Annotated in this window: 24 protein-coding genes and 1 pseudogene; 22 read left to right on the top strand and 3 right to left on the bottom strand. The window is 37.6% G+C overall.

The features are described 5' to 3' along the window. The first annotated feature begins 249 nt into the window (after positions 1 to 249). Positions 250 to 1,206 carry a homoserine O-acetyltransferase MetA gene (gene metA / locus K322_RS0101320; protein ID WP_026625238.1) on the top strand — a complete coding sequence of 319 codons (957 nt, stop codon included), beginning with the start codon at positions 250 to 252 and terminating at the stop codon, positions 1,204 to 1,206. A gap of 33 nt (positions 1,207 to 1,239) precedes the next feature. On the opposite strand, the gene K322_RS0101315 is transcribed toward metA, so the two are convergent. Next, entirely contained in the window at positions 1,240 to 2,070 is an 831-nt protein-coding gene (locus K322_RS0101315; protein ID WP_051290545.1) for a DUF4261 domain-containing protein, read from the bottom strand. Between the two features lie 146 nt (positions 2,071 to 2,216). Beyond that, complete coding sequence (locus K322_RS0101310; RefSeq protein ID WP_026625236.1) at positions 2,217 to 2,876, bottom strand: CatA-like O-acetyltransferase; 660 nt, start codon at positions 2,874 to 2,876, stop codon at positions 2,217 to 2,219. Between the two features lie 328 nt (positions 2,877 to 3,204). On the opposite strand from K322_RS0101310, the gene K322_RS0101305 reads away from it, so the two are divergent. The 4 genes from K322_RS0101305 (at position 3,205) to K322_RS0101290 (ending at position 7,199) form a co-directional block, all read left to right on the top strand. Beyond that, positions 3,205 to 3,954 carry a hypothetical protein gene (locus K322_RS0101305; RefSeq protein ID WP_026625235.1) on the top strand — a complete coding sequence of 250 codons (750 nt, stop codon included), beginning with the start codon at positions 3,205 to 3,207 and terminating at the stop codon, positions 3,952 to 3,954. 577 nt (positions 3,955 to 4,531) lie between these two features. After that, positions 4,532 to 5,110, top strand: a complete 579-nt coding sequence (locus tag K322_RS0101300) for a hypothetical protein (RefSeq protein WP_026625234.1) — start codon at positions 4,532 to 4,534, stop codon at positions 5,108 to 5,110. Positions 5,111 to 5,136: 26 nt separating this feature from the next. After that, entirely contained in the window at positions 5,137 to 6,603 is a 1,467-nt protein-coding gene (locus K322_RS0101295) for a hypothetical protein (protein WP_157279364.1), read from the top strand. Next, complete coding sequence (locus K322_RS0101290) at positions 6,600 to 7,199, top strand: hypothetical protein (protein ID WP_026625232.1); 600 nt, start codon at positions 6,600 to 6,602, stop codon at positions 7,197 to 7,199. The genes K322_RS0101295 and K322_RS0101290 overlap by 4 nt, the downstream gene beginning before the upstream one ends. A gap of 74 nt (positions 7,200 to 7,273) precedes the next feature. Here K322_RS0101290 and K322_RS0101285 read toward each other — a convergent pair whose 3' ends face one another. Continuing rightward, positions 7,274 to 8,680, bottom strand: coding sequence for a DHA2 family efflux MFS transporter permease subunit (locus tag K322_RS0101285; RefSeq protein WP_051290544.1), 1,407 nt, complete (start codon positions 8,678 to 8,680; stop codon positions 7,274 to 7,276). Positions 8,681 to 9,078: 398 nt separating this feature from the next. Here K322_RS0101285 and K322_RS0101280 point away from each other — a divergent pair, with 398 nt between their 5' ends. The 17 genes and pseudogenes from K322_RS0101280 to rodA all read left to right on the top strand — a co-directional run bounded on the left by K322_RS0101280 (position 9,079) and on the right by rodA (position 24,661). After that, positions 9,079 to 9,480, top strand: coding sequence for a VanZ family protein (locus K322_RS0101280; protein ID WP_026625230.1), 402 nt, complete (start codon positions 9,079 to 9,081; stop codon positions 9,478 to 9,480). A 7-nt stretch (positions 9,481 to 9,487) separates the two neighbouring features. Continuing rightward, positions 9,488 to 10,015 (top strand): TlpA family protein disulfide reductase, encoded by a 528-nt coding sequence (locus K322_RS0101275; protein WP_026625229.1) that lies wholly within the window; start codon positions 9,488 to 9,490, stop codon positions 10,013 to 10,015. A gap of 14 nt (positions 10,016 to 10,029) precedes the next feature. Next, positions 10,030 to 10,620: an imidazole glycerol phosphate synthase subunit HisH gene (gene hisH / locus K322_RS0101270; protein WP_026625228.1), complete on the top strand. Its 591-nt coding sequence runs from the start codon at positions 10,030 to 10,032 to the stop codon at positions 10,618 to 10,620. Further along, complete coding sequence (hisA, locus tag K322_RS0101265) at positions 10,617 to 11,345, top strand: 1-(5-phosphoribosyl)-5-[(5-phosphoribosylamino)methylideneamino]imidazole-4-carboxamide isomerase (protein WP_026625227.1); 729 nt, start codon at positions 10,617 to 10,619, stop codon at positions 11,343 to 11,345. The genes hisH and hisA overlap by 4 nt, the downstream gene beginning before the upstream one ends. A 66-nt stretch (positions 11,346 to 11,411) precedes the next feature. Next, on the top strand, positions 11,412 to 12,164 hold the full coding sequence (gene hisF, locus K322_RS0101260; protein ID WP_026625226.1) for an imidazole glycerol phosphate synthase subunit HisF: 753 nt from the start codon (positions 11,412 to 11,414) through the stop codon (positions 12,162 to 12,164). An 86-nt stretch (positions 12,165 to 12,250) separates the two neighbouring features. Next, positions 12,251 to 12,850, top strand: a pseudogene (gene hisIE / locus K322_RS0101255) (bifunctional phosphoribosyl-AMP cyclohydrolase/phosphoribosyl-ATP diphosphatase HisIE); the annotation flags it as partial. Positions 12,851 to 12,855: 5 nt separating this feature from the next. Continuing rightward, the gene (locus tag K322_RS18280) at positions 12,856 to 13,557 is read left to right on the top strand and encodes a cell division ATP-binding protein FtsE (protein WP_035331010.1); all 702 of its coding nucleotides are present in this window, start codon (positions 12,856 to 12,858) and stop codon (positions 13,555 to 13,557) included. Between the two features lie 119 nt (positions 13,558 to 13,676). Beyond that, positions 13,677 to 14,222: a GNAT family N-acetyltransferase gene (locus K322_RS0101245; protein ID WP_026625224.1), complete on the top strand. Its 546-nt coding sequence runs from the start codon at positions 13,677 to 13,679 to the stop codon at positions 14,220 to 14,222. 72 nt (positions 14,223 to 14,294) lie between these two features. Continuing rightward, positions 14,295 to 14,681 (top strand): DUF1573 domain-containing protein, encoded by a 387-nt coding sequence (locus K322_RS0101240; RefSeq protein WP_026625223.1) that lies wholly within the window; start codon positions 14,295 to 14,297, stop codon positions 14,679 to 14,681. A gap of 165 nt (positions 14,682 to 14,846) precedes the next feature. After that, positions 14,847 to 15,944 carry a methylmalonyl Co-A mutase-associated GTPase MeaB gene (meaB, locus tag K322_RS0101235; RefSeq protein WP_026625222.1) on the top strand — a complete coding sequence of 366 codons (1,098 nt, stop codon included), beginning with the start codon at positions 14,847 to 14,849 and terminating at the stop codon, positions 15,942 to 15,944. A gap of 192 nt (positions 15,945 to 16,136) precedes the next feature. After that, entirely contained in the window at positions 16,137 to 17,102 is a 966-nt protein-coding gene (locus K322_RS0101230; RefSeq protein WP_026625221.1) for an ROK family protein, read from the top strand. 159 nt (positions 17,103 to 17,261) lie between these two features. Then, on the top strand, positions 17,262 to 18,785 hold the full coding sequence (purH, locus tag K322_RS0101225; protein WP_026625220.1) for a bifunctional phosphoribosylaminoimidazolecarboxamide formyltransferase/IMP cyclohydrolase: 1,524 nt from the start codon (positions 17,262 to 17,264) through the stop codon (positions 18,783 to 18,785). Between the two features lie 31 nt (positions 18,786 to 18,816). Then, complete coding sequence (locus K322_RS0101220) at positions 18,817 to 19,842, top strand: rod shape-determining protein (protein WP_026625219.1); 1,026 nt, start codon at positions 18,817 to 18,819, stop codon at positions 19,840 to 19,842. 71 nt (positions 19,843 to 19,913) lie between these two features. Further along, positions 19,914 to 20,771, top strand: a complete 858-nt coding sequence (gene mreC, locus K322_RS0101215; RefSeq protein WP_026625218.1) for a rod shape-determining protein MreC — start codon at positions 19,914 to 19,916, stop codon at positions 20,769 to 20,771. Next, positions 20,761 to 21,273: a rod shape-determining protein MreD gene (gene mreD, locus K322_RS0101210; RefSeq protein WP_026625217.1), complete on the top strand. Its 513-nt coding sequence runs from the start codon at positions 20,761 to 20,763 to the stop codon at positions 21,271 to 21,273. Before mreC ends, mreD begins: the two co-directional genes overlap by 11 nt. Beyond that, entirely contained in the window at positions 21,266 to 23,194 is a 1,929-nt protein-coding gene (gene mrdA / locus K322_RS18275) for a penicillin-binding protein 2 (protein WP_051290543.1), read from the top strand. Before mreD ends, mrdA begins: the two co-directional genes overlap by 8 nt. A gap of 9 nt (positions 23,195 to 23,203) precedes the next feature. After that, complete coding sequence (gene rodA / locus K322_RS0101200) at positions 23,204 to 24,661, top strand: rod shape-determining protein RodA (RefSeq protein ID WP_026625216.1); 1,458 nt, start codon at positions 23,204 to 23,206, stop codon at positions 24,659 to 24,661. Positions 24,662 to 24,904: the final 243 nt, after the last annotated feature.

The following is a 24,904-nucleotide window of genomic DNA, read 5'->3' as shown; positions in this document are numbered from 1 at the left end:
ATTTGTTTTGTAAGTGTAATATTAACAGATAGTTATTCTTAACCAATTCATTGTTTAGCTGCCTTCTGTTGCTTAGTCTCTGAAACAATCGAAAAACGATTATAATTATAAGGAAAATATTCGAAAGAAAAGAGTCCGGAAGAAGCAAAATTGAGAGAGCCTCTTGATAATCTTGTTTTTTTTATAACTTTACAACTTATCAGTAAAAAACGCTGGAATATATAATTAACAGAACGTAATAATTCAGATATGCCCGTTACACTACCGGATAATTTGCCTGCAATAGAAATCCTAAAGAAAGAAAATATCTTCGTGATGTCGCAACTTAGAGCCAAAGAACAAGATATTAGACCTCTTAAGGTATTAATATTGAATTTGATGCCTATAAAAATCGCAGCAGAAACCGATTTGGTACGCTTGCTGTCCAATACACCTTTGCAAATAGAGATTGATTTTCTTCGTTTGTCGACACATCAGTCCAAAAATACTCCAATTGAGCATATGGATGCTTTCTATAAGGAGTTTGATGAAGTAAAAAGCAGTAATTACGATGGTTTGATAGTTACAGGTGCACCCGTGGAGATGATGGAATACGAAGAGGTTAGTTATTGGAACGAAGTTTCATCTGTTTTCGATTGGGCAAAACACCACGTAACATCTACATTTTATATCTGTTGGGCGGCTCAGGCTGCGCTTTACCGCTTTTATGGTATTCCGAAGTATCCTATGCACGAAAAAATGTTCGGTGTATTCAAACATACAATAAATGACCGCAGTTTTCCTTTGTTTCGGGGTTTTGATGATGAGTTCTATGCTCCGCACAGCCGTCATACCGAAGTAAGGAGGGAAGATATAGAAAAGCATAAAGACCTGAAAATATTATCGGAATCCGACGAAGCGGGTATATATATAGTTGTCGGCAGGGGAGGGCGAGAGTTTTATGTAACAGGTCACTCCGAATATTCACTATACACATTGCATAACGAATACTCAAGAGATAAGGATAAAGGAATGGATATTGATATCCCGAAACATTATTACAGGCAGGACGATCCGGGTCAAAAACCGATCTCTCGCTGGACAGGTCATGGAAACCTTTTGTTTAATAACTGGATGAACTATTACTTGTATCAGGAAACGCCTTACGATGTAGATCAGATAGAAAAACTAGGAAATATATCATTACCATCGGAAACAGCTTTGTAACAACTGTTTCCGTTCATTCTCCATATCATTACTTTAATCGATAGACAACTTCAGCGTTGTGCCGTCTACATAAATTCCCTGAGATTCGGTAATCTTCATTTTGGCATTTTCCGCTAAACTGAATGTGTCTCCATTATTAAATATCACATCCTTACCGATAGTATAAGATGCTATATTCAGAACCAGGGTATAAAGGCTGTCTGCATCCAAAGGAGTACCGATAATTTCAAATTCGGGTTTTCCAAAACTTTTCATACCGTAAGTATAAGCATTGATACCTTCATCGGTCTTGCGCAATCCTATATATACCCATGCAGGTACAGGTATGCGTCCGTTTTGGAGATCCTCGATACAAGCCAGATAAAAATCACGTTGAAGCAGTAATGTTTCCTGCCCCTGATATATGGCTATACAATCGGGAGATGTCATTAATATAGAGCAAAGCATCTTACTTAACAATGTGTGTCTTTCAGTTTCGGATCGATCACTGCTAAGCACTGATACTATGGCATGGTTTGTCTGATGTTTGAGAGTTTCTCTTGCTTCCCTCCACAAATAAGCATAGTCGATAATAGCGTCCAGTTCTTCTTCCGGAACAGGAACAGGCATATTTGCGATAGCCACAGGCTGACCGTCAAGATCAAAAACCGCAGTGGCATTGTCTCCTGATAATTCAGTAACCGACAGTTTCCAGAATGTTTTCAGATGATCGATAACCTTATCGAAGTCATAGCCCCGATTATTGATAAACACAGGCATAGCCAGAAGTATAGGATGTTCTGCCTGACTGATATTACCCGGTTTAGGTATCGGTTGGTCGGTTTTGTTTTTTATAATCTTCCTGAAAAAATCAAATAGTCCCATTTTATAATTATATTTTAAGGTCTCAGACCTATTTACCTCGCCTTCGCTTCGGCGATTGTTAATATTAAATGTGTAAGTGTGAATAAAACAGAAAGTTATTCCTTTAATCGTATACTAGATACTTTCTGTTGCTTAGAGTCTGTTTTTTATAAACTCCATTCATCTACATTGTTTGCGATATCTTGTATATCATTGATCAATTTGCATGTGTGGTATCCGTCAGCCGCTGCATGATTGACAAAGACAGCTAAAGGTAGTAAAATTTTGCCATTCTGTTCGAAGTATTTTCCAAATCGAATAAAAGGGAAGAGTAACGAAGATTCAGTAAATGTATCTTGGGCAAATCCATCGAAACTAAGCCATGGTAATGACGACAGCAGACAAAAATTGGCTGGCTGATCGGGGCGTGCTTTTATTTCCTTTACGTCTTTATACGTCTCCATATCGGTGCATACATTCGAATAAAATACCCGGAAATTCTCGTTATACTCACTCCATATATCCGAAAATGTTTTATCGTCGTCATGGAAGATTGTATATGCCGGATTTACATAGTTCCAAAAGCCAAGTGTACCTTCGGCATTGAATGACATACGGAACTCAACATTCTGATTAACTGCCTTTGTTATAATGTACAGCATCGCCGGATAAAATTTGAACCCTTTGGATTGCTTGGCTTCGATCAGCTGTGTGATGTCGATGTTTTTACTGAGATTGTATCTTGTTTTTATTTTGTTATAAAAATAATCGAAATATTTTTTTCTTGCCCAGTTTTCGTGGTCTATAGGTGTGAATATAGCTTTCATTCGGTATTTGTTTTTTTTTAAGGTACAAACCTTATTTTTCATCAAAACAGTTCAAAATGAGTCATTGTTTGTGTAAAAATGCTGTTTTAACTAAATTTTTGACTGTTTTCAAAATATTTTTTCTCTTTTTTGTGTTAAACGTATATAGACCGGATCGAACAGGTTATCTCCGGAGAATAGAATATTGGGACTAAATGCTGCATCAGACTTATTACCGTAATAGATGTATGCGCACTCTGGGATTGTTCTTATCAATAAAATTTATATTAATTGGTACGATTTTTGAAGATTATCCAAATATAAGAAATCACCTAATGAATATTGAGCCATGGATAAATTTGATAAAATATTAAGTCAATTGAGGGATTCATCAGGTGAGATGAAGTCAAACATGCACATGTTGAATGAGATAGTGCCGGTGGAAGAACAAATGAAATATTTTCAATATTCGAAGTATATCCAATCTCAGGATGCAAATATGCAGCCCGACCGCAATTACATGATAGGTCGATTATTCTCACCCGGAATAAATATCGAAGACAAAAGGTATTATCTTTCAGCATTGGCTGCTATAGCTGATGTTGCGGCATACCGAGCAATAGAAACATATCACAGCAGTCCGCTCGAGTCAGAATTATCTAATTGGTCGGCTCTGGCTTTGGCAGAAAGTAAAATTCTATTGGATGCCGATTTGTCAGGCGAAAAGCAATTTTTTGTTTCCACCGGTTTAGGAGGTAAAAATGGAAAACTGCGTTATTTTTCGGTTATAGCATCTAATGATCGATCTGATTTTACGGAGTTTCAAAAAGAAACAATCCGCAAAGAATTGGAGTTTGCTTATGAAAGCGGAGAAATAGAAATAGAGAGCATCGATTTCAAGAGTAATTATGTGAAAATGTTCTTGCTATGTGGGCTTAAATACGACCCCAGAGTCTGCACAGAACAGGCAATTAAAGAATGTAACGAGATGGGGCATTTTGTAGATCAGCGGTTTTTATTGACAAATGTGAAGTTGATAAACGATACTGACATAAAAGATCTGCTCGAACGAAAGAATATAGACAAAGAAAATGAATAATACTCTTATTCGTTTTTCAGGAACAACCGAAAGGAAAAGTCTCAAGGCTTTTCCTTTTGTTTTATAAAAATAAATGATTTATATTTGCCCCTGTAATCAATCTCTTAACTATTAGTTAATGACTATCTGTTTCACACATAGAAACTTCAAATCAGATCTAAATTTTAACAATTTAGGTTTGGCTGTCTTGTGTGAAATATTAGAGAGAGAGAGAGAGAGAGAGAGAGAGAGAGAGAGAGAGACGCATCTAGCGTAATAATCAAACTAAAATTTCTATTGTGTCAAAATGACGGAGTATTTTTTTATACTTCGGCATTCGTTATGTTATTGCCCAATTGGCTCATTTCTACCTTTACTAATTATTTAATTTATACCAATTTCAAAATAAGTTGGCTGGGCAGGCTTTGTCGGGTAGCGTTGTTATATTGTTGTCGTTCAGATTCCCCGCAATACAATGCTCTGCCCCTAAGTCAACTGATACATACATCGGGATGCAGAGAGTGCACCCCGATGTTATTTAAATTTTCAACAGCAAAAGAAACATGTACAAAAGAAACAACTCTAAATAAAAACAACAATGAAAAAGATTATTTTATGGACGTTATGCTTTATCAGCATAGCAACTTTACAAGCTCAAGTCGGGATAAACACAAGTACCCCGAATGCCAGTGCCGCACTGGATATAGAAAGTACAAACAAAGGAATATTGATTCCACGAATGACTACTGTACAAAAAATAGCTATCGCAACTCCCGCCGAAGGCTTGCTTGTATATGATACTACTTTGAAATGTATTGCTCAGAATGCCGGAACAACAACTTCTCCTGTGTGGGTTTGTTTATCGGCAAAAGATGCTCAGAACGGATTTTTCTATATGCCCACCATCGCTGTCGATGCATCTTCCGTGGTAACAGGCAAGACTATTGATCTGTATGATAAGTATAAGACTCAGTTTACCGCACCGAAGAAAAATCCGTCCGCACCTGCGAATATTCCTTATTTTACAAACCGGACAGATCTTTATTATTATATAACCAATTATGACACCGATGTACTTGACAATGTGTCCATCGATAATAACGGTGTAATGACTTATGACATAAAAGCCGAATCGGATTATGATTCATTTATGACTGTTGTATTTGTACTAAAATAAGGTCAATTTCAATCTAGTAAGAAAAAATGAAAAAAATAATAATACTTTCACTATCTGTGCTTTGCTACTTAAATGTAATGGCTCAGAAAGAAACAAGCTGGTGGCATTTCGGATACAAGGCAGGTTTGAACTTTAACTCATTAAATAATGCTACGGCTAGCGATGGTACTGTTGTGCCTAATATGCCCGAAGCAATAGTCGGCCCTTTATCTACATCCGAGGGTTGTTTTACGGTTTCTACATACAATGGAAACTTACTATTTTCGTCAGATGGCTCTACGGTTTATGATAAGAATGGTAATGTAATGAGTAATGGTACAGGTTTGCTAGGTGGTCCGTCCTCCACTCAATCGGGTATTGCAGTTCCTAAACCCGGAAGTACAACAGAATATTATATAATAACTGTACCTCAAGACTATACAGCATATCCGAACGGTATCAGATATTCTATTGTAGATATTTCTAAAAATGCAGGATTGGGAGCCGTTACATCTAAAAATAATGTCATAAAAAGTGGAGCTGTGTATGAAAATATTGCAGCTGTACCCAATTCTAATGGAAAGGATTATTGGTTGATACATCGTACCCTGCAAACATTTTATGTTTGGGCAATCACCGAAACCGGAATATCATCAACTGCGCATCAAACCATAGCAAGTTCTGCGATTGTTTCAAGCGGAACCGTGTATCTCGGAGAGCTTATCGTTTCTTCTGATTATACCAAGCTGGCATCATTTAACTGGGCAGGATGTCAGGTTATATCGGCAGTCTTTAATCCTTCTACCGGACTTATTTCGGGGATACAGACACAAACATTGCCCATACTGACATATTCGGGAACATTTTCTCCGAATAATCAATATATCTATATATCAAGTGGATATAATAACAGTATACAAGTTTATGTAAATACATGGGCAAAACTCAGAGCAGGTACTGCATCTACTTTCTTGGCCTATGGCCCCAGTAATATCAAGCCTGGAATAGATGGACGATTGTATGGAATACGAACCAATAGTGCCGGATCTGCTAATGCTACAAAACACTTATATGTTATAATGAACCCTGATGCAGGAGGCACAACGATGAAATATTTTCCGAATTATCTGAAAAATAGTGCATATCTGGGTTTACCGACTTTTGCCGCCGGATTTATTCGTATTATACCTAAAGAACAACCCTTTGCCTGTACATCGCATAACAGGACTTACAGTGTAGAGGTCGATCTGTCCGGAGGTAATGCTCCTGATAAACTTGAATGGTATTTCGGCGATGGTTCAGCCAAAATAACACAAACAGTTAATGCTTCCCAAAGTAAATATTCGCAGGTGTATTCGTACAATAATGCCGGCATATATACCATCGAAATAACACCGTACAAAGCTGATGGAACTAAACTTACCGCTATCACCATGACAGCCAATATAGTTAACTGTACTCTCAAAACCAACCGTATGACCCGTTCAGATCTGCTAAATTCAAAACAACAATGAAACATTCAATTACATTTATATTGCTGCTTATGGCGATTATGAAGCTATCAGCACAGATCGGAATAAATACCGATACACCGCATGCTTCAGCTGTACTCGAAATAGATACATACAATAATGATAAAGGTTTACTTATCCCACGTATAACTAATGCTCAGAAGTTAGCTATATCGAGTCCTGCACCGAGCCTGATAGTCTATGATACTGACTTGAAATGTATATCGCAATACAAAGATACTCGATCTAACCCCGGTACATATGCCTGGACATGTCTTACATTATATAATCGACACTTTTTTTATATGCCATCAGTAAATATCCCGACATCAGATGGATCAGGCAATTTATTGACAGGAGTGCAGACCCTTGATTTATACAGTATATATAATACCGGATTTTCGGCTCCAAAGATCAAAAGTGCAGGCGCAAATAATAGTATCCCATTTTTTGCAGTCAATCAACTCAACTATTATGTTACTTACACCGATCCATGCATAACGGTAGCAGCAATAAGCAATACTGGAGTATTGAGTTATACCGTCAACAACCTTCCGAATTACGATGCTTTTATGAATATTGTTTTCACTGTGAGGTAAAACAAAGATAATGTATATAAAAAGACGGATAAATAAGAAAATATTTACCCGTCTTTTTTATGTTTATAAAAATCTTACTTATGACCGGACATATCGTCTCCGTCTGTTTTCTTTAATCGGGCAAATATTCCAGCTGATAATAGTGTAATAACACCTAATATAATAAAAGTGTATTTAAAAGATAGTCCTATATCACCGTCTGTAAGCCACGATGCCGACTCAGTTGAGCGAAGTATCATAGCTCCTACCGATACTCCGAAACTAATCGATAATTGTTGAGTGATAGCCAGCATACTATTACCTCCGCTGGCAACTTCGGGGGTGAGATCAGCCAGCGAAATAGTATTCATTGACGACATTTGGATAGAGTTTATAGCTCCATATACAAACAAAACGGGTATCAATAAGAATATCGGTGTGGATTTATCAGGTAGGGCAAACATTGATATCACAATTGCCAGTATTACTGTATTGGTGATAAGTACTTTTTTGTACCCAAACCGTTTAACTAAAGGTATAACCTGCGATTTTGCGAATATAGTAGTGACTGCCGAAGCCATCATTAAAAGCCCCGATTCGGTAGAACTTCTCAAAAATGCTATCTGCAACATCTGAGGAAGAAGAAAAGGTAAACTGCCAATTCCTAAGCGTGTACAAAGGTTACCTATCAGACCTATCCTTAGTGTTCGTATCTTAAATAAATTGAGATTTATAATCGGGTTGTTTACCCGTTTGGCATATAATATATATAATGTGCCGAACAGGGCTGCCAAAAACAGTATAATACCGAGTGATTTCCAGTTTATATTACCTCCGTCACCGGATTCGAGAGCTAAGGAGAGAGCTATCAATCCACCCGAAAATAAAATAAAGCCTATCAGATCGAAGCGTTTCCCCCCTCTTGTAAAGTTGGGCATAACGTATTGTGTAAATATCAGTCCGGCTATACCAATAGGTATATTTATAAGGAATATCCAATGCCATGATGCCACATCTACAAGCCAGCCTCCAAGTAGTGGACCGAGTAATGGCCCTACCAATCCGGGCATTGTTACAAAGTTTATAACTCCCAGCAATTTATTTTTTGGATAAGCATATATCAAAGCAAGCCTAGATACCGGAACCATCATAGAACCGCCGATAGCTTGTAGAACACGTGATGCAACAAGCTGATTGAATGTGGTCGATATAGCACATGCCAATGAGCCTAATGTGAATAAAAATACAGCAATACTAAAAATGCGTTTAGTCCCGTATTTGTCCGACAACCAACCACTAACCGGTATCAGCAATGCCAGGGTAAGGGCATAACTAACTACTACAGCCTGCATGGATAGTTGAGAGTGATGCAGGTCGATAGCTATGGTCGGCAGTGCTGTATTGAGAATTGTACCATCAAGTGATTGCATAAACATGGCCATTGCGGCAAGCCATGGTAACTTGGGTGAGATATTCAATTCGTTACTTTCTTCTGGTAACATACCTAAAAATCCTATGGTTTCAGACCTTTTTACTACTTACTAAAGCCATAAAAAGATCTGCGGCTTTACATTCTGCACGTTTAAACAATGTAATAGCCTAAAAAGTTTTGGACTGCAAAAATACAGTAAACAGATATGAAAACTGTTATTATTTATATGTAAATATCAATAATTTGTAGCATCTTTGTATTATTTAAGTAATAGTAAGAATTTGAGGTTGCCTGTTTGAGGCACACTATGATATTGCTATCACATTAAGAAAGTCAATAAAAAAGTCTGAGACTTTTAAGGTTGCAGACCTATTTATTACTTTGGCTAATATAAGAGCCTAAGCTTATTATAACTTGAAAGTATTTAATGATATACTTTCATTTGCTTAATTTACAAAAAGGTAATAGATGAAGCGTTATTCTATTTTAAGATATGCGAGTGTTCCTGTGGTTATATCATTTGTGATCTTATATTTATGCTGTTTTATCCCACCGAGGGACATTCCCGAAGTCCAATTCGACTTTTTGATCCCCACCGATAAGATAGTTCATTTCTTAATGTATTTAGGATTATCTGGGGCTACGGCTCTGAATTACATTCATGCAAAACAGGGACATATACATATTGGCAAATTATTATTTTATGCATTTGTCTGCCCCATATTGTACGGTGGTCTGATTGAGATTCTGCAGCAAAATTATTTTCCGCCCCGTTCAGGAGACTGGTTCGATTTTCTTGCAGATACATTAGGTTCATTAGCAGCTTTACCTTTTGCTTTTAAGTATCGTAATTATCTTTTAAATAAGTGATATAAAAATGAAACGGACTATTATAATATTTACTCTTTTAATATCGGTGTTCGGTAGTCTTTTTGCTCAGGAAGAGGCCGACCGCAAATATCTGGTGAAGGTCGGAGATACAGCTCCGGACTTTACAATGACATTACCCGATGGTTCGGTTGTTAAACTTTCGGATCTGAAAGGTAAAGTCGTTATGTTGCAATTCACAGCAAGTTGGTGTGGTGTTTGCCGTAAAGAGATGCCCTTTATAGAGTCTGACATCTGGCAGAAACATAAATCAAACCCTGCGTTTGCTCTTTATGGTATAGACAGAGATGAGCCGGCTGAAACAGTTTTGGCCTTTGCAAAAAAGACAGGAGTAACTTATCCGATCGGACTAGATCCCAAAGCCGGTATCTTTGAATTATATGCCGAAAAAGACGCAGGCATAACACGTAATGTTATAATCGGTAAAGATGGAAAAATAGTTATGTTAACAAGACTATATGATCCGGAGGAATTTTCGCAAATGGTAAAAGTCCTTGATAATTTGTTACAAGAATAAGCACTCGCAAACGAATGGGTATTGTTATTATAAAATATAATGCAGGGAATATATTTTCGGTAGACTCTGCAATGAAACGTTTAGGGGTTGATGCTGTTGTGTCGGATGACAAAGAACTCATAGCTAAAGCCGACAAAGTAATATTTCCGGGAGTAGGAGAGGCCAGTACTACTATGGATTACCTTCGCAAAAACCAACTGGATACTCTTATACGGAGTCTGAAACAGCCGGTATTGGGTATCTGTCTCGGTATGCAGTTGATGTGCTCTCATTCGGAAGAAGGAGATGCCCGCTGTCTGAATATATTTGATACGGATGTAAAACGTTTCATATCCGAGAGACACGAGGATAAAATCCCTCACATGGGCTGGAACACAATCAAAGATGTAAAAACACCTTTATTTGATATTTCCCTCGAAGATCAGTATGTTTACTTTGTACATAGCTTTTATGTACCCGTTAATACTTATACGACCGCTACTACCGACTATATACAGCCATTCAGTGCGGCACTTCATAAAGACAATTTTTATGCTACACAGTTTCACCCCGAAAAGAGCGGAAGTGTTGGCGAACAAATATTAACTAATTTCCTAAAGTTATGATAGAAATAATTCCGGCTATCGATATTATCGATGGTAAATGCGTGCGTTTGTCGCAAGGCGACTACAATACTAAAACCATTTACAACGAGAATCCTTTGGAAGTTGCAAAACAATTCGAGGATGCCGGTATTCATAGAGTACACCTGGTAGACCTTGATGGAGCCAAAGCCAAACATGTAATTAACCATAAGGTATTGGAAGATATTGCTACGCATACATCTCTGGTTATTGATTTTGGTGGTGGTATTCAAAGTGATAAAGATATCGATATAGCATTCGAAGCCGGAGCTGCAATGGTTACGGGGGGAAGTGTTGCTGCTAAGAACCGCAAACTATTTGTGTCGTGGGTAGAAAAATACGGAGGTGACAGAATTATATTAGGAGCTGACAGCAAAAATCATCAAATAGCTGTGTCGGGATGGCAGGAAGCCACAAGCCTTGCTGTTGTTCCTTATATTGCCAATTACATCCAATATGGTGTAAAGAAAGTAGTATGTACCGACATTTCTAAGGATGGAATGCTTGCAGGGCCTGCTGTTGATTTATACAAACAGATACTTAATCAGATACCCGAAGTATACTTGATTGCCAGTGGGGGAGTGTCTTGCAAAGAAGATATATTGCACCTCGAAGCTGCAGGTGTACCTGCTATTATTATGGGTAAAGCCATTTATGAAAATAAAATCAGCCTGAAAGATCTGGTTGAGATACAAAACAGAAAATAAGAATGATTATCCGGTGCGGAAATTTTGTCTTGAATAATATTTCTGCATCGGCATAAACAATACAATATGCTTGCTAAAAGAATTATACCTTGTCTTGATATTAAAGATGGTACTACTGTCAAAGGCATTAATTTTGTGAACCTAAGAGATGCGGGTGATCCTGTGGAGCTGGCTGTCAAATATAGCAATGAAGGTGCTGACGAACTGGTTTTTCTGGATATAACAGCAACTCACGAAGGAAGGAAAACCTTCACTGATCTGGTGAAGCGAATTGCACTGAATATCAGTATACCATTTACCGTCGGCGGAGGTATAAACGAATTGACAGATGTTGACCGCCTGTTAAGTGCAGGAGCGGATAAAGTGTCGGTCAATTCAACAGCGTTACGTAATCCTCAAATCATAGATCAGATTGCAGGTAATTTTGGTTCGCAGGTGTGTGTATGTGCTATAGATGCCCGTTTTGATGCAGGCAAATGGATGTGCTACACAAGCGGAGGACGCAATATTACGGACAAAGAACTGTTTCTGTGGGCTAAAGAAGTTGAAGACAGGGGAGCGGGCGAAATTCTTTTCACCAGCATGAATCATGACGGAGTAAAGCAGGGATATGCCAATGAAGCTTTATGCAAATTATCCGAATCATTAAATATTCCGATAATAGCATCAGGTGGAGCAGGCAATATGGAGCATTTTAAAGATGTTTTTATTGACGGAAAAGCCGATGCGGCTCTGGCTGCCAGCGTATTTCATTTCGGAGAAATTGCAATTAAAGATTTAAAACAGTATCTTCGTACGGAAGGTATTAATGTAAGATAAAACGGCAGTTGTGATCTTTTTGTGCCTTTTATTGTTAGATAAGAGAGATATAGAACACAAAGGTTGAGTACCTAAAATATACAAACCAGATGAATTTGGATTTTGATAAAGTAGATGGTTTAATTCCTGCCATCATACAAGATAACGAAACAAATAAGGTGTTGATGCTTGGTTATATGAATCAGGAAGCATTAACTAAAACTCAGGAAACAGGAAAGGTGACTTTCTTTAGCCGTACCAAACAACGTCTGTGGACGAAAGGTGAGGAGAGCGGTAATTTTCTTCATGTTATAAGCATACAGGAAGATTGTGATAAAGACACCCTGCTTATCAAGGTCAACCCAGTAGGGCCTGTTTGCCATACCGGAGATGACACTTGCTTTAAAGAAGAAAATAAAGAAGACATCATGTTCTTCAAATACTTACAGCATTTCATCGAAAAGCGTCATCAGGAAATGCCTGAGGGATCATATACCACATCACTGTTTCAATCGGGAGTAAACCGTATGGCACAGAAGGTCGGGGAAGAAGCTATCGAATCGGTGATAGAGGCATGTAACGGAACAGACGAACGCCTGATTTACGAATCGGCGGATATGCTATATCATTTAATAGTACTGCTTACCTCAAAAGGTTTGAGTATTGAAGATTTATCAAGAGAGCTTCAAAAGAGACATAAAAAATAAAGCCGATGAGCAGTGTTATCGTTGATTACAAAGGAGTAGGAATTAGCCGTGACGGCAATCCTATATTGCAAGATCTGAATGTTCAGATTTCAGGAGGAGACTTTGTATATCTGATTGGAAAAGTAGGATCAGGAAAAAGTACTTTTCTGAAAAGCTTGTATCATGAAGTTCCTATTAATAGTGGAGACGGATATATCCTTGACTATTGTCTGAATACAATGAAACGAAAAGAAATACCTTTTCTCAGAAGGAAAATAGGTATTGTATTTCAGGATTTTCAACTATTGATAGACCGATCGGCAGAGAAAAATCTCGAATTTGTACTTAAAGCAACAGGCTGGGACAGTCAGGATGCCATTGATAACAGGATACGTGAAGTATTGACTCAGGTAGGCATGCAAAACAAAGGCTACAAAATGCCCCATGAGTTATCAGGAGGTGAACAGCAACGTATTGTAATAGCACGGGCACTACTGAACTCTCCCGATCTTATACTAGCCGATGAGCCTACCGGTAATTTGGATCCGGAGACAGGTACACAAATAGTAAAGTTATTGCACGAGATTTCACAGAAAGGAACTACTGTAATTATGTCGACACATAATTATGCTATTGTACAAAAATTTCATGGACGTATAATAAAATGTGATGATGGATCGATGAAAGAAGTAGTTCTTTCAGGATCAATCGGACAGCAGTCTAATTAAATTAACGAAGTGAAGGAAAATATTGAACCTGTTTTCTCTCACTAAATATATGGGAATAATTATAAATGACGAAACTTCGCTTAGTCAATTAGGTCTGTAACCTTAAAATAAAAGAAACGATGATTTTACGTAGAGTTACAATTAATAATAAATCGGATTTGGAATTTGTAGAGAAGCTATATATAGAGAGCTTTCCTGCAAATGAGCGCCGTCCTGTTTTGGAATTACATCATATTATAGAGGATGACAATCGCTTTACTGTTTATCTGCTGGTAAATGAAGACGAGGTAAGAGTTGGATTCATCACTTTATGGGATTTTGAAACTTTTTTGTTCATAGAACATTTTGCTATCAGCCCCGAACAGCGTAACGGCGGCTCGGGAACTAAATCTCTTAAGGCATTATTTACTGAAACGACATTACCATTGGTTGGAGAGATAGAACTTCCCGAATCATCGGATTTTGCCGAAAGAAGATATAATTTTTACAAGAAAAATGGTTTTGATATATGGGATATGGAGTATGCACAACCTCCATATATTGAAGGATTTGACAGTATTCCTATGAAAATGCTGAGTTATCGTGATTTAGGGTTTCCTGCAAATTTCGAAACGGTCAGAGACACCATCTATAAAAATGTTTATAAGAAAGATATATCTAAATAAAATTAAAAAATTATACTGTTTAAGCTAATATTTATAACTTTGCGCAGTATTCTAACTAATAAACACTGAATTATGAAAAAAATTAGCTTATTGTTAATAGCTATGGTTGTAAGCCTTACATGCCTGATGGCTCAGGATGGTGGATCAGCTAAATTTACATCATTAAGTCATGATTTCGGGAAAGTTGCGGAAGAAGTTGGTTCGGTAACCTGCGAATTCCAATTCACAAATACAGGAAAGAAACCATTGATTATACAAGATATAAGAACAAGTTGTGGTTGCACTACACCTTCTTATACAAAAGATCCTGTACTGCCCGGAAAAAAAGGCGTGGTGAAAGTGACTTATTCTACAACCGGACGTATCGGAAGTTTCGACAAGCGTATAACTGTATTTACAAATGAAGCGGATGTAGTTTATACCTTAACTATAAAAGGTGAAGTATTGCCCCGTAAATAATTTTCAGAAGATACAATCTCGCAACGAGAGCATTACAAAGGTCTGAGACCTTAAAACATAATTAAAGGCTGAATAAGGTGTTAAACTTTTTCAGTCTTTTTTATTTTTGTCCTATCTTTAAGGTCTGAGACCGATTTTTTTTATACAACAAAATAGAATTTTATTATGGAACATCCCGAAAACGACCACGAATTTCATGCACTGCAGGTGAATGAAGGAACATCAGATAAACCCATGATAAATCCATATATGAAAGACTTCAAGCGTTTTAAGAAGAAAACATATACGGTGAATGAGTACGTTGAAGGAATTCTCAAAGGAAATATCTCTTTGCTGAGTCAGGCTGTGACATTGGTGGAGAGTTCGAAATACGAACATCAGAGTACAGCACAGGAAATAATAGAAAAATGCCTGCCTTATTCCGGAAACTCGTTGCGAGTAGGCTTAACCGGAGTTCCAGGGGCCGGAAAAAGTACCTCGATAGACTCATTCGGAATGTATTTGCTTGAAAATAACCCAAATGATAAATTGGCTGTTTTGGCAATAGACCCATCAAGTGAGGTTTCGAAAGGAAGTATACTTGGTGATAAAACCCGTATGGAAAGGCTGAGTGTAGCAAAAAATGCATTTATACGACCTTCACCATCAGCTGGCTCTCTGGGTGGAGTTGCCCGCAAAACCAGGGAAACCATTATTCTGTGCGAAGCTGCCGGATACAATAAAATTATTATTGAAACAGTTGGAGTCGGACAATCGGAAACCGCTGTACACTCTATGGTCGACTTCTTTCTTCTTATACAGCTCGCAGGAACAGGTGATGAACTGCAGGGTATCAAAAGAGGAATAATGGAGATGGCCGACGGTATTATTATCAACAAAGCAGATGGTGATAATCTGGAGAAAGCAAAACTGGCTCAGGCACATTTTCGCAATGCTCTTCATTTATTTCCACTACCCGAGTCGGGATGGTCTCCAAAAGTTCTGTTATATTCCGGATATTATGGCACCGGCATAAAAGAAATATGGGATATGGTAGACGACTATGTTAACTTTACACATAAAAACGGATACTTCAACCACCGCCGTAACGAACAGTCGAAATATTGGATGTATGAAACAATAAACGAACAATTAAAATCGAAATTTTACAATAACCCCGAAGTTCAGTCCGAACTGAAAAATTGCGAGTATCAGGTTTTAAATTCACAGATCAGTTCGTTTATCGCTGCTAAAAAAGTGTTAAATACCTATTTTAAAGAATAGAAAATATACGATTTATGATAGCTGAATACTTCATACATAACAAATAAAAAATTATATTTGTACGTTTTTTTGGCGAAAACCAATAATTGATACCACATCACAAATTCATTCTTTAAAGATAGGACTATCAGAGGTGCCAAAATTAGATGAAACAGAAACCAGTCATTGTTGAATTATAATATAAAGTTTATCATGGAAAAACCATATGCAATTGGTATTGATATCGGTGGTACTAATACAGTCTTTGGTGTAGTGGATAAGAGAGGGCACATAATAGCTCAGGGTTCTATCAAAACAGCCGCACACAAAGAAATAAATGAATACGTAACCAACTTGTCTTCTGCTTTGCAAGAAGTTATAGATCAGGTTGGAGGTGCAGATAATATAAAAGGAATCGGGGTAGGAGCTCCTAACGGAAACTTTTTTACAGGTTGTATCGAATTTGCTCCAAACCTGCCTTGGAAAGGTCTAATTCCTTTAGCTCAGATGTTATCTGACCGTATAAAAGTACCAGTATCACTGACAAACGATGCTAATGCAGCTGCTATCGGTGAGATGACATACGGTGCAGCACGTGGAATGAAAGACTTTATTGTCATAACTCTGGGAACAGGTGTTGGTAGCGGTATTGTTGTAAACGGTCAATTGGTATATGGTCATGACGGTTTTGCCGGCGAACTAGGACATACTACAATACGACGTACTAACGGTCGTTTATGTGGTTGTGGACGTAAAGGCTGTCTTGAAACATATACTTCAGCTACAGGTGTTGCACGTACCGCAAAAGAGTTTTTGACATCACGCAAAGACGAAAGTATACTTCGCAATGTCAATATAGATGAAATAACATCAAAAGATGTAGCCGAAGCTGCTCAACAAGGTGATACCTTAGCGAAAGAAATTTTTGAATACACAGGCCAGATATTAGGAGAAGCGTTTGCTGACTTCGTAGCATTTTCAAGCCCCGAAGCTATAATTTTGTTTGGAGGTTTAACTAAAGCCGGAAGTTTGATTTTTAACCCGGTAAAACGCCATATGGAAGAAAGTATGCTGCCTATATTCAGAAACAAAGTAAAGTTATTAATGTCTGAACTGAAAGAAAGTGATGCTGCTGTATTAGGAGCAAGTGCACTAGGTTGGGAAGTTAAAGAATTTTAATAAAAATATCATATTAAACAGCTCTTATAGCAGGTCTTGCTATAAGAGCTGTTTTTTTTCATAAACAAGTATAAAATAGAGAAAATTATTTTGTTAGGGAATCTTACTATCTAAATAGATTTTATACCTTTGTTAGCCATTAAAGTTATACAATTCATTATGTCTTCTTCGAAAAAAATTAAAACTGCATTAATCTCTGTCTTCCATAAAGATGGGTTGGACGAAATCCTGAAAAAATTGAATACGCTAGGTGTACAATTTATATCAACTGGGGGAACCCGTGATTTTATCAAATCGTTAGGATTTGAATGTACTCCGGTGGAAGAATTAACCGAATATCCTTCCATTTTTGGAGGACGTGTAAAAACCCTTCACCCGAAAATATTCGGAGGAATTCTGAACAGGAGAGATCTGCAGGAAGATGTAAAACAAAAGAAAGCGTATAACATTATTGATATAGATTTGGTAATTGTTGACCTTTATCCGTTTGAAGAAACTGTAGCATCAGGAGCATCGGAAGAAGATATTATCGAAAAGATTGATATAGGCGGTATTTCTTTGATAAGGGCTGCAGCTAAAAATTACAATGATGTTATAATTGTTCCATCTAAAAAACAATATACAGCTCTGGCTGATTTGTTGAACGAAAAAGAAGGACAGTCAGACTTGCAAGACCGCAAATGGTTTGCAAAAGAGGCATTCGCCGTATCTTCAGGATACGATTCGGCTATTTTCAGTTATATGGATAAAGAAGAAGATTCGGCATTCCGTAAAGCAGAAGATAACTTAAAGACATTGCGTTACGGTGAAAATCCACATCAGAAAGGTGCTTTTTATGGAGACTTCGATGCACTGTTTGAGCAATTGCATGGTCGCGAAATATCATACAATAATTTGTTGGATGTAGATGCAGCTGTTTCTCTGATAAGTGAATTTGAAGATACAACATTGGCTATTCTAAAACACAATAATGCTTGCGGAATCGCATCCCGAAGCTCTGTGTTAGAAGCATGGAAAGCAGCTTTGTCTGCTGATCCGGTTTCGGCATTCGGAGGTATTATTGTCACTAACAGGAAAGTTGATAGAGCTGCAGCAGAAGAGATAAATACAATCTTTTTCGAAATAATTATCGCACCTGCATATGATGCGGATGCATTAGATATTTTGGAACAAAAGAAAAATCGTATTATCTTGGTGCAGAAGAAAGAGTTATCCGGAACAAAACAATTCCGTTCGTTACTGAATGGAGTGTTGGTTCAGGATAAGGATCTAAGTATTCAAACTGAAGTTGATCTGAAATTGATAACAAACCGTCAATTACAAGGTACTGAGCTTGCTGATTTGTTGTTTGCTAATAAACTGGTAAAGCATACAAAATCAAATGCTATAATATTAGTAAAAGACAATCAGTTGCTCGCTGGAGGTACCGGACAAACATCGAGAGTCGATGCCTTGAGGCAAGCAATTGAAAAAGCTCACTCATTCGGATTTGACCTGCAAGGTGCGGTTATGGCATCCGATGCATTCTTTCCGTTTCCCGATTGTGTGGAAATAGCAGGAAACGAAGGTGTCACAGCTGTAATTCAACCGGGAGGGTCTATTAAAGACGATTTATCTGTCGAATATTGTAATGAACATGACATTTCGATGGTGATGACAGGTATTCGTCATTTCAAACACTGATTATTTAATGCTTTAAAAGAAAAAAATAAACATGGGATTGTTTTCCTTTACTCAAGAAATAGCGATGGACCTTGGTACTGCCAACACCATCATTATAAAAGACGGAAAAATAGTTGTTGACGAACCGTCTGTTGTTGCTCTCGAACGTAAAACCGATAAGGTGATAGCGGTCGGAGATAAAGCCCGCCAGATGCATGGTAAGACTCACGAAAATATACGTACAATACGGCCATTGAGAGATGGTGTGATTGCCGATTTTACAGCAGCCGAGCATATGATCAGAGGTATGATCAAAATGATCAACAATAAAAACAGGTTATTCTCCCCATCTTTACGGATCGTTGTATGTATCCCATCGGGAAGTACCGAAGTTGAGATTCGTGCAATTCGTGACTCTGCAGAACATGCCGGAGGACGTGACGTTTATATGATATATGAACCGATGGCAGCTGCCCTTGGTATCGGTCTTGACGTTGAAGCTCCCGAAGGAAATATGATTGTTGATATAGGCGGGGGTACAACTGAAATTGCAGTTATCTCACTCGGAGGTATTGTGTCTAATAAATCTATCAAGATTGCAGGAGACGACCTTACTGAGGATATTCAGGAATATATGAGTCGTCAACATAATATCAAAGTAGGAGAACGTACTGCTGAACAAATTAAAATAGCTGTAGGATCGGCTCTAACCGAACTTGCGGAAAATGAAGAGCCTGAAGATTTTATTGTACACGGCCCTAACAGAATGACTTCTCTGCCTATGGATATACCTATCTCATATCAGGAGATGGCACATTGTCTGGATAAGTCTATATCAAAAATGGACTCGGCTATTCTTAGTGCTTTGGAACAGACTCCGCCCGAATTGTATGCCGATATCGTTAAGAACGGTATATATCTGACCGGTGGTGGTGCATTGCTGAGAGGATTGAGCAAGAGGTTCTCCGATAAAATAGGTATTCCTTTTTATGTAGCTGAAGATCCTTTGCATGCTGTTGCAAAAGGCACAGGTATTGCCCTTAATAATATTGAGAAATTCAATTTCTTAATGAGATAATCGGATTAGGATTATACTTATTACATTTATATTTGTGCATTTGAGAGAGTGCAAAGGCTTGATAATTATACATGCGTAACTTAGTCGCCTTCTTGATTAAAAACAGTTCGTGGTTTGTTTTTATATCCCTCGAGGTAGTCTGTTTTTATTTCATATTTAATTATAATTCTTTTCAAAGAAGCATATATCTAAACTCTTCGAACGAAATTGTTGGAAGAGTTTATGATGTTTCCGGACATGTCATATCCTATTTCGGACTAAAAGAAACAAATCAGGATTTATTATCTAAAAATGCAGAGTTGCAGAACCGTGTTTTAGTACTCGAAAGTTATATCCACAAAATGAGTACAGATAGTATTAAGACTAATGCCGTTCTGCAAGATTCATTGCCTCACAAGCACTATGATTATATTATAGGGAGGGTTATAAACAATAGTATCTCTCAGGTAAAAAATTATATAACCATCAACGGGGGGAGTAAGAATGGCTTGCATTCAGATATGGGAGTTATATCACAGCAGGGTATAGTTGGTATTGTGCGGACAGTATCTGATAATTACTCTCTGATACAGCCAATTATCAATCCTAAGACAGCATTGAGTTGTAAAGTTAAAGGATCGAATATTCCCGGGACTCTTACATGGGACGCTCAGGATTACAGATATGCCAGCCTCGAAGGTTTTCCCCGATTCGAAAAATTTGAGGTCGGAGATACAATTATCACTAGTGGATACTCAGGTATTTTTCCCGAAGGTATAATGGTTGGCGTTGTAGAAAGTTCAAAGGGGCAGAGCGATGATAATTTCTTGGTATTGAAAGTACGGTTATCTACAGATTTTAGCTCTTTGAAAGATGTGCTGATCATAAAGAATGAAAACAGAGACGAACTCTCCAAACTTGAAAAAGAAATAACAGAAAATGACAAGTAATTGGTTGAAGCAACTCATATTGTTCGTTATGCTGATACTGATACAGGTATTGGTGCTTAACCATATATCTTTTATGGGATATGCAACACCTCTTCTATATATTTATTTTATACTGAAGATGCCATTGGGCACAAACCGTAACTTACTCATATTTTTAGGGTTCTTATTAGGTATTTGTATTGATGTTTTTTGTAATACATTAGGAGTGAATGCCGCAGCATCAGTATTGCTTGCATTTGTATGTTTGCCAATACAACGGTTATTTTTCGAAAGGGAAGACTTTGAAAATTTTGTCCCCAGTTTGGATAATCTGGGTTTTGCCTTTATGAAGTATGCCTTTGTAGGAGTTTTTATACATCATGCAATATTGATATCACTTAATAGCTTCTCATATTTTAACCCTGCAATTATTGTACTACGCATATTGTCAAGTACAGTATTTACAACTATACTCATCTACGCTATTGAAGGTTTTTCGGTAAAGAGAAGAAAACATGAGTAAGCAAGACAATCAATTAAGTTCAGAAAAAAGATTTTATACAATTTCTGCCATAGTTATTATAATTGTGGTTGCCTTGATATGTCAGTTATTCAATCTTCAAATAGTAAAACACGAATATAAAGATTCGGCAGACAGTAATGCCTTCTTTAAAAAAACTTTATATCCTGCCAGAGGTACTATTTCTGACAGGCACGACAAGCTGTTGGTATATAATCAACCGATGTATGATATCGTTTATATTCCCAGAGAAGTGGCACCTTTCGACACTGTTGATTTTTGCAATATATTGGGACTGACTAAAGAACAATTATTGAAAAAGTTTGATGATGTGAAAGACCGTCGTCTCAATCCAGGGTACTCTTCGTACACAATGCAGACATTCATGACGCAGCTGAATGTACGTGAATATGGTTTGTTTCAGGAAAAATTATACAAGTTTCCCGGATTCTATATCCAAAATAGGGCTTTACGTCAATATAATTATGTGAATGCGGCTCATGTACTAGGATATGTAGCTGAAGTGGGAAGATCGACACTTGAAGAAGATCCTTATTATGCTCGTGGTGATTATGCAGGTAAATCGGGTCTTGAAAATTCATATGAAAATATACTCCGAGGAGAAAAAGGTGTTGAAATTTTACTTCGTGATGCACATGGTAGAATCAAAGGTAAATACGAAGACGGAATGCACGATAAAGCTCCCGTATCAGGTAAAAACCTGCAACTTTCTATAGATATTGATTTGCAGGCTTATGGTGAATACCTGATGCAGAACAAAATAGGTGCTATTGTGATGATAGAACCGGAGACCGGAGAAATCTTATGCCTTGTAACTGCCCCGACGTACAATCCATCCACATTATTAGGACGTGATTTCAGTGCGAATTATAAACTATTAGAGCAAAATACATCAAAACCTCTATTCAATAGGGCAATACAAGGTACATATCCTCCGGGATCAACATTTAAAACGACTCAGGGATTGACTTTTTTGCAAGAAGGTATCATAACCCCCGAAACGATGTACTCGTGCGCTCATGGCTATCCTCCGGGAGGAGGACGTCCCAAATGCCACGGACATGCATCTCCTTTGGCTTTGGCTCCGGCTATAGCAACATCTTGTAACTCTTATTTTTGCTATGGATTGAATGCAATGTTGAGCAACCGTAAAAAATATGCAAATATCAGTGAGGCTTTCGATACATGGAAAGATTATCTGGTTTCTATGGGATTTGGGTATAAATTAGGAGTTGACCTTCCTTCCGAAAAAAGGGGCTTTATTCCTAACAGCCAGTTTTATACAAAAGCATTCAAAACCAACAAGTGGTATGCTCAGAATGTGATTTCGATAGCAATTGGTCAAGGCGAAGTTTTAGCAACACCTTTGCAAGTGGCAAACTTAGGTGCAACTATTGCAAACAGAGGTTATTATATTGCACCTCATATTGTTCGAAAAATTCAAGACCAACCCTTAAAGAAGGAATTTGTTGAAAAAAGATATACCAAGGCATCTACAGATAAATACCTAACCATTGTTGATGGTATGGCAAAAGCTGTAACGGCAGGTACTTGCCGGGGGGCTGCCATACAAGATATTCCTGTAGGAGGGAAGACCGGTACAGCCGAAAACCCTCATGGGCGGGATCACTCTTGGTTCATGGGTTTTGCACCCGTTGATCATCCGAAAGTGGCAATAGCTGTTTTAGTTGAAAATGCAGGATTTGGAGCACGTTTTGCAGTACCCATTGCTAAACTAATGTTGACCAAATATCTCAAAGGACAGATACCTGAATCGGAAAAGTATCTTGAGGAAAATATGGCTAAAGCTGTTGTTCTGCCAAATGTAATTACCAGCTGGCCGACTCGTAAAGCCGAAGTTGCAACCTCGGAAAATATGGGTAGTGAAGAACTTGTTGATTAATAGTCTATAATGTTAAGAAAAGAAGATGATCATATAACCGGTAGTGTAGACTGGATTATTCTGATAATATACCTGCTCCTCATTGTGGCAGGCTGGCTAAGTATATACGGAGCCAGTTATGATTATGAGCATGAAACAAGTCTATTCGATCTTTCGGGACGGGCAGGAAAACAATTGATGTGGATGGGATTTTCTCTCTCAGTCGGCTTTGTTTTACTAAAACTTGAAAGTAGTATATATGATATTTTCGCATATATGATTTATGCCTTTTTTATGCTTTTATTGGCTGTGACTATTGTTGTGGCTCCAGATATAAAAGGATCCAGATCTTGGCTGGTTATTACGGATTCCATCAGGTTGCAACCCGCCGAATTTGCGAAATTTGCGGTGGCTCTTGCTTTAGCAAGATTCCTTAATCGATATAATTTCAGATTATTAACGTTAAAAAACCTTGTTATAATAACTTCAATAGTGGTCTTACCGATGCTTCTTATTGTACTACAAAAAGAAACCGGATCAGCACTTGTTTATGTTGCTTTTGTTTTGGTTCTTTATCGAGAAGGACTACCCGGCATGGTTTTATTTACAGGGTTATGTGCTGTAGTACTATTCATTTTCGGATTAAAATATTCGGATATAGAGATGGGCACATTAACTTTGGGGGAATGTATCGCGGTGCTGTTTGTTGTGATTGTCACAGCAATATTGATTATTAATTTTCGCAAAGATTATAAAACCGCATTTATAATATTGGGAGGAGCAGCCTTACTTGGAGGTATCTCTTATTTAATGGATTTCTTGAATGTTGAAATTGATTGGGGTATTATTGCTATTATAGGTATCTCAGCTCTCATTGTTTATTTGCTGGTTATGGCTGTTAAGGAGTGGAGTAAGACATACCTCTTATTTGCAGTTTTTGCAGTTTTCAGTATGGCGTATGTAAGCTCTATCAATTATGTTTTTACAGATGTATTACAACCTCACCAGCAAATCCGTATTAAAGTATCGCTAGGTATGGAAGACGATCTGATGGGAGCAGGATATAATGTTAACCAATCCAAGATAGCAATAGGATCAGGCGGAGTCATGGGGAAGGGGTTTCTGAATGGAACTCAGACAAAATTAAAATATGTACCTGAGCAAGATACCGATTTTATTTTTTGTACAGTAGGAGAGGAGCAAGGTTTTGTTGGATCAGTATTGGTACTTATCGGATTTTCGGTTCTTATACTCAGGCTTTTCTTTTTGGCGGAACGTCAGAAAAGTACATTCTCAAGAGTGTATGGTTATAGTGTAGCCTCTATATTTTTATTTCATATGACTATCAATGTTGGTATGGTCATCGGATTATTACCTGTAATCGGTATTCCATTGCCATTCTTTAGCTATGGAGGATCTTCTATTTTAGCATTTACTATATTGCTGTTTATTTTCCTGAGGTTGGATATGGCACGGAAAAGACGGTAAATTTGTCCTGTTTCTATTAGCGCAGGACTTTATGTGCAAGAAACCATTTACCTAAAAAATAGTAAGGTAATGAGAGGGATAATTATTTAGCTCCGCCCTTAGGTTCCCGATTTGCTTTATCTGATAGAAATATTTAAGTCTCAATGCCATAACTCTTAAGCTAGGCTTTGAATTTTAACTTTCTCTATAAAATATAAGAATGCTTTCTAGTAAATAGAGAGCATTCTTTGTTTATATTTGCAT

The sequence above is a fragment of the Indolivaga capnocytophagoides DSM 22835 genome, assembly GCF_000426485.1.
Lineage (GTDB): Bacteria > Bacteroidota > Bacteroidia > Bacteroidales > Dysgonomonadaceae > Dysgonomonas_A > Dysgonomonas_A capnocytophagoides.
The sequence above is the reverse complement of the archived record's forward strand: the minus strand, read 5'-3'. Positions and strand labels throughout refer to the sequence as shown.

Excerpts from the sequence above, each read along its gene's own strand:
- rodA (WP_026625216.1), top strand. The coding sequence starts at position 23,204 with ATGTTAAGAAAAGAAGATGATCATATAACCGGTAGTGTAGACTGGATT.
- K322_RS0101315 (WP_051290545.1), bottom strand. The coding sequence starts at position 2,070 with ATGGGACTATTTGATTTTTTCAGGAAGATTATAAAAAACAAAACCGAC.
- K322_RS0101230 (WP_026625221.1), top strand. The coding sequence starts at position 16,137 with ATGGAAAAACCATATGCAATTGGTATTGATATCGGTGGTACTAATACA.
- K322_RS0101280 (WP_026625230.1), top strand. The coding sequence starts at position 9,079 with ATGAAGCGTTATTCTATTTTAAGATATGCGAGTGTTCCTGTGGTTATA.
- purH (WP_026625220.1), top strand. The coding sequence starts at position 17,262 with ATGTCTTCTTCGAAAAAAATTAAAACTGCATTAATCTCTGTCTTCCAT.
- K322_RS0101275 (WP_026625229.1), top strand. The coding sequence starts at position 9,488 with ATGAAACGGACTATTATAATATTTACTCTTTTAATATCGGTGTTCGGT.
- K322_RS0101300 (WP_026625234.1), top strand. The coding sequence starts at position 4,532 with ATGAAAAAGATTATTTTATGGACGTTATGCTTTATCAGCATAGCAACT.
- hisA (WP_026625227.1), top strand. The coding sequence starts at position 10,617 with ATGATAGAAATAATTCCGGCTATCGATATTATCGATGGTAAATGCGTG.
- K322_RS0101285 (WP_051290544.1), bottom strand. The coding sequence starts at position 8,680 with ATGTTACCAGAAGAAAGTAACGAATTGAATATCTCACCCAAGTTACCA.
- K322_RS0101295 (WP_157279364.1), top strand. The coding sequence starts at position 5,137 with ATGAAAAAAATAATAATACTTTCACTATCTGTGCTTTGCTACTTAAAT.
- mreC (WP_026625218.1), top strand. The coding sequence starts at position 19,914 with ATGCGTAACTTAGTCGCCTTCTTGATTAAAAACAGTTCGTGGTTTGTT.
- K322_RS0101305 (WP_026625235.1), top strand. The coding sequence starts at position 3,205 with ATGGATAAATTTGATAAAATATTAAGTCAATTGAGGGATTCATCAGGT.
- mrdA (WP_051290543.1), top strand. The coding sequence starts at position 21,266 with ATGAGTAAGCAAGACAATCAATTAAGTTCAGAAAAAAGATTTTATACA.
- K322_RS0101240 (WP_026625223.1), top strand. The coding sequence starts at position 14,295 with ATGAAAAAAATTAGCTTATTGTTAATAGCTATGGTTGTAAGCCTTACA.
- mreD (WP_026625217.1), top strand. The coding sequence starts at position 20,761 with ATGACAAGTAATTGGTTGAAGCAACTCATATTGTTCGTTATGCTGATA.
- metA (WP_026625238.1), top strand. The coding sequence starts at position 250 with ATGCCCGTTACACTACCGGATAATTTGCCTGCAATAGAAATCCTAAAG.
- meaB (WP_026625222.1), top strand. The coding sequence starts at position 14,847 with ATGGAACATCCCGAAAACGACCACGAATTTCATGCACTGCAGGTGAAT.
- hisH (WP_026625228.1), top strand. The coding sequence starts at position 10,030 with ATGGGTATTGTTATTATAAAATATAATGCAGGGAATATATTTTCGGTA.
- K322_RS0101310 (WP_026625236.1), bottom strand. The coding sequence starts at position 2,876 with ATGAAAGCTATATTCACACCTATAGACCACGAAAACTGGGCAAGAAAA.
- hisF (WP_026625226.1), top strand. The coding sequence starts at position 11,412 with ATGCTTGCTAAAAGAATTATACCTTGTCTTGATATTAAAGATGGTACT.
- K322_RS0101220 (WP_026625219.1), top strand. The coding sequence starts at position 18,817 with ATGGGATTGTTTTCCTTTACTCAAGAAATAGCGATGGACCTTGGTACT.
- K322_RS0101290 (WP_026625232.1), top strand. The coding sequence starts at position 6,600 with ATGAAACATTCAATTACATTTATATTGCTGCTTATGGCGATTATGAAG.
- K322_RS18280 (WP_035331010.1), top strand. The coding sequence starts at position 12,856 with ATGAGCAGTGTTATCGTTGATTACAAAGGAGTAGGAATTAGCCGTGAC.
- K322_RS0101245 (WP_026625224.1), top strand. The coding sequence starts at position 13,677 with ATGATTTTACGTAGAGTTACAATTAATAATAAATCGGATTTGGAATTT.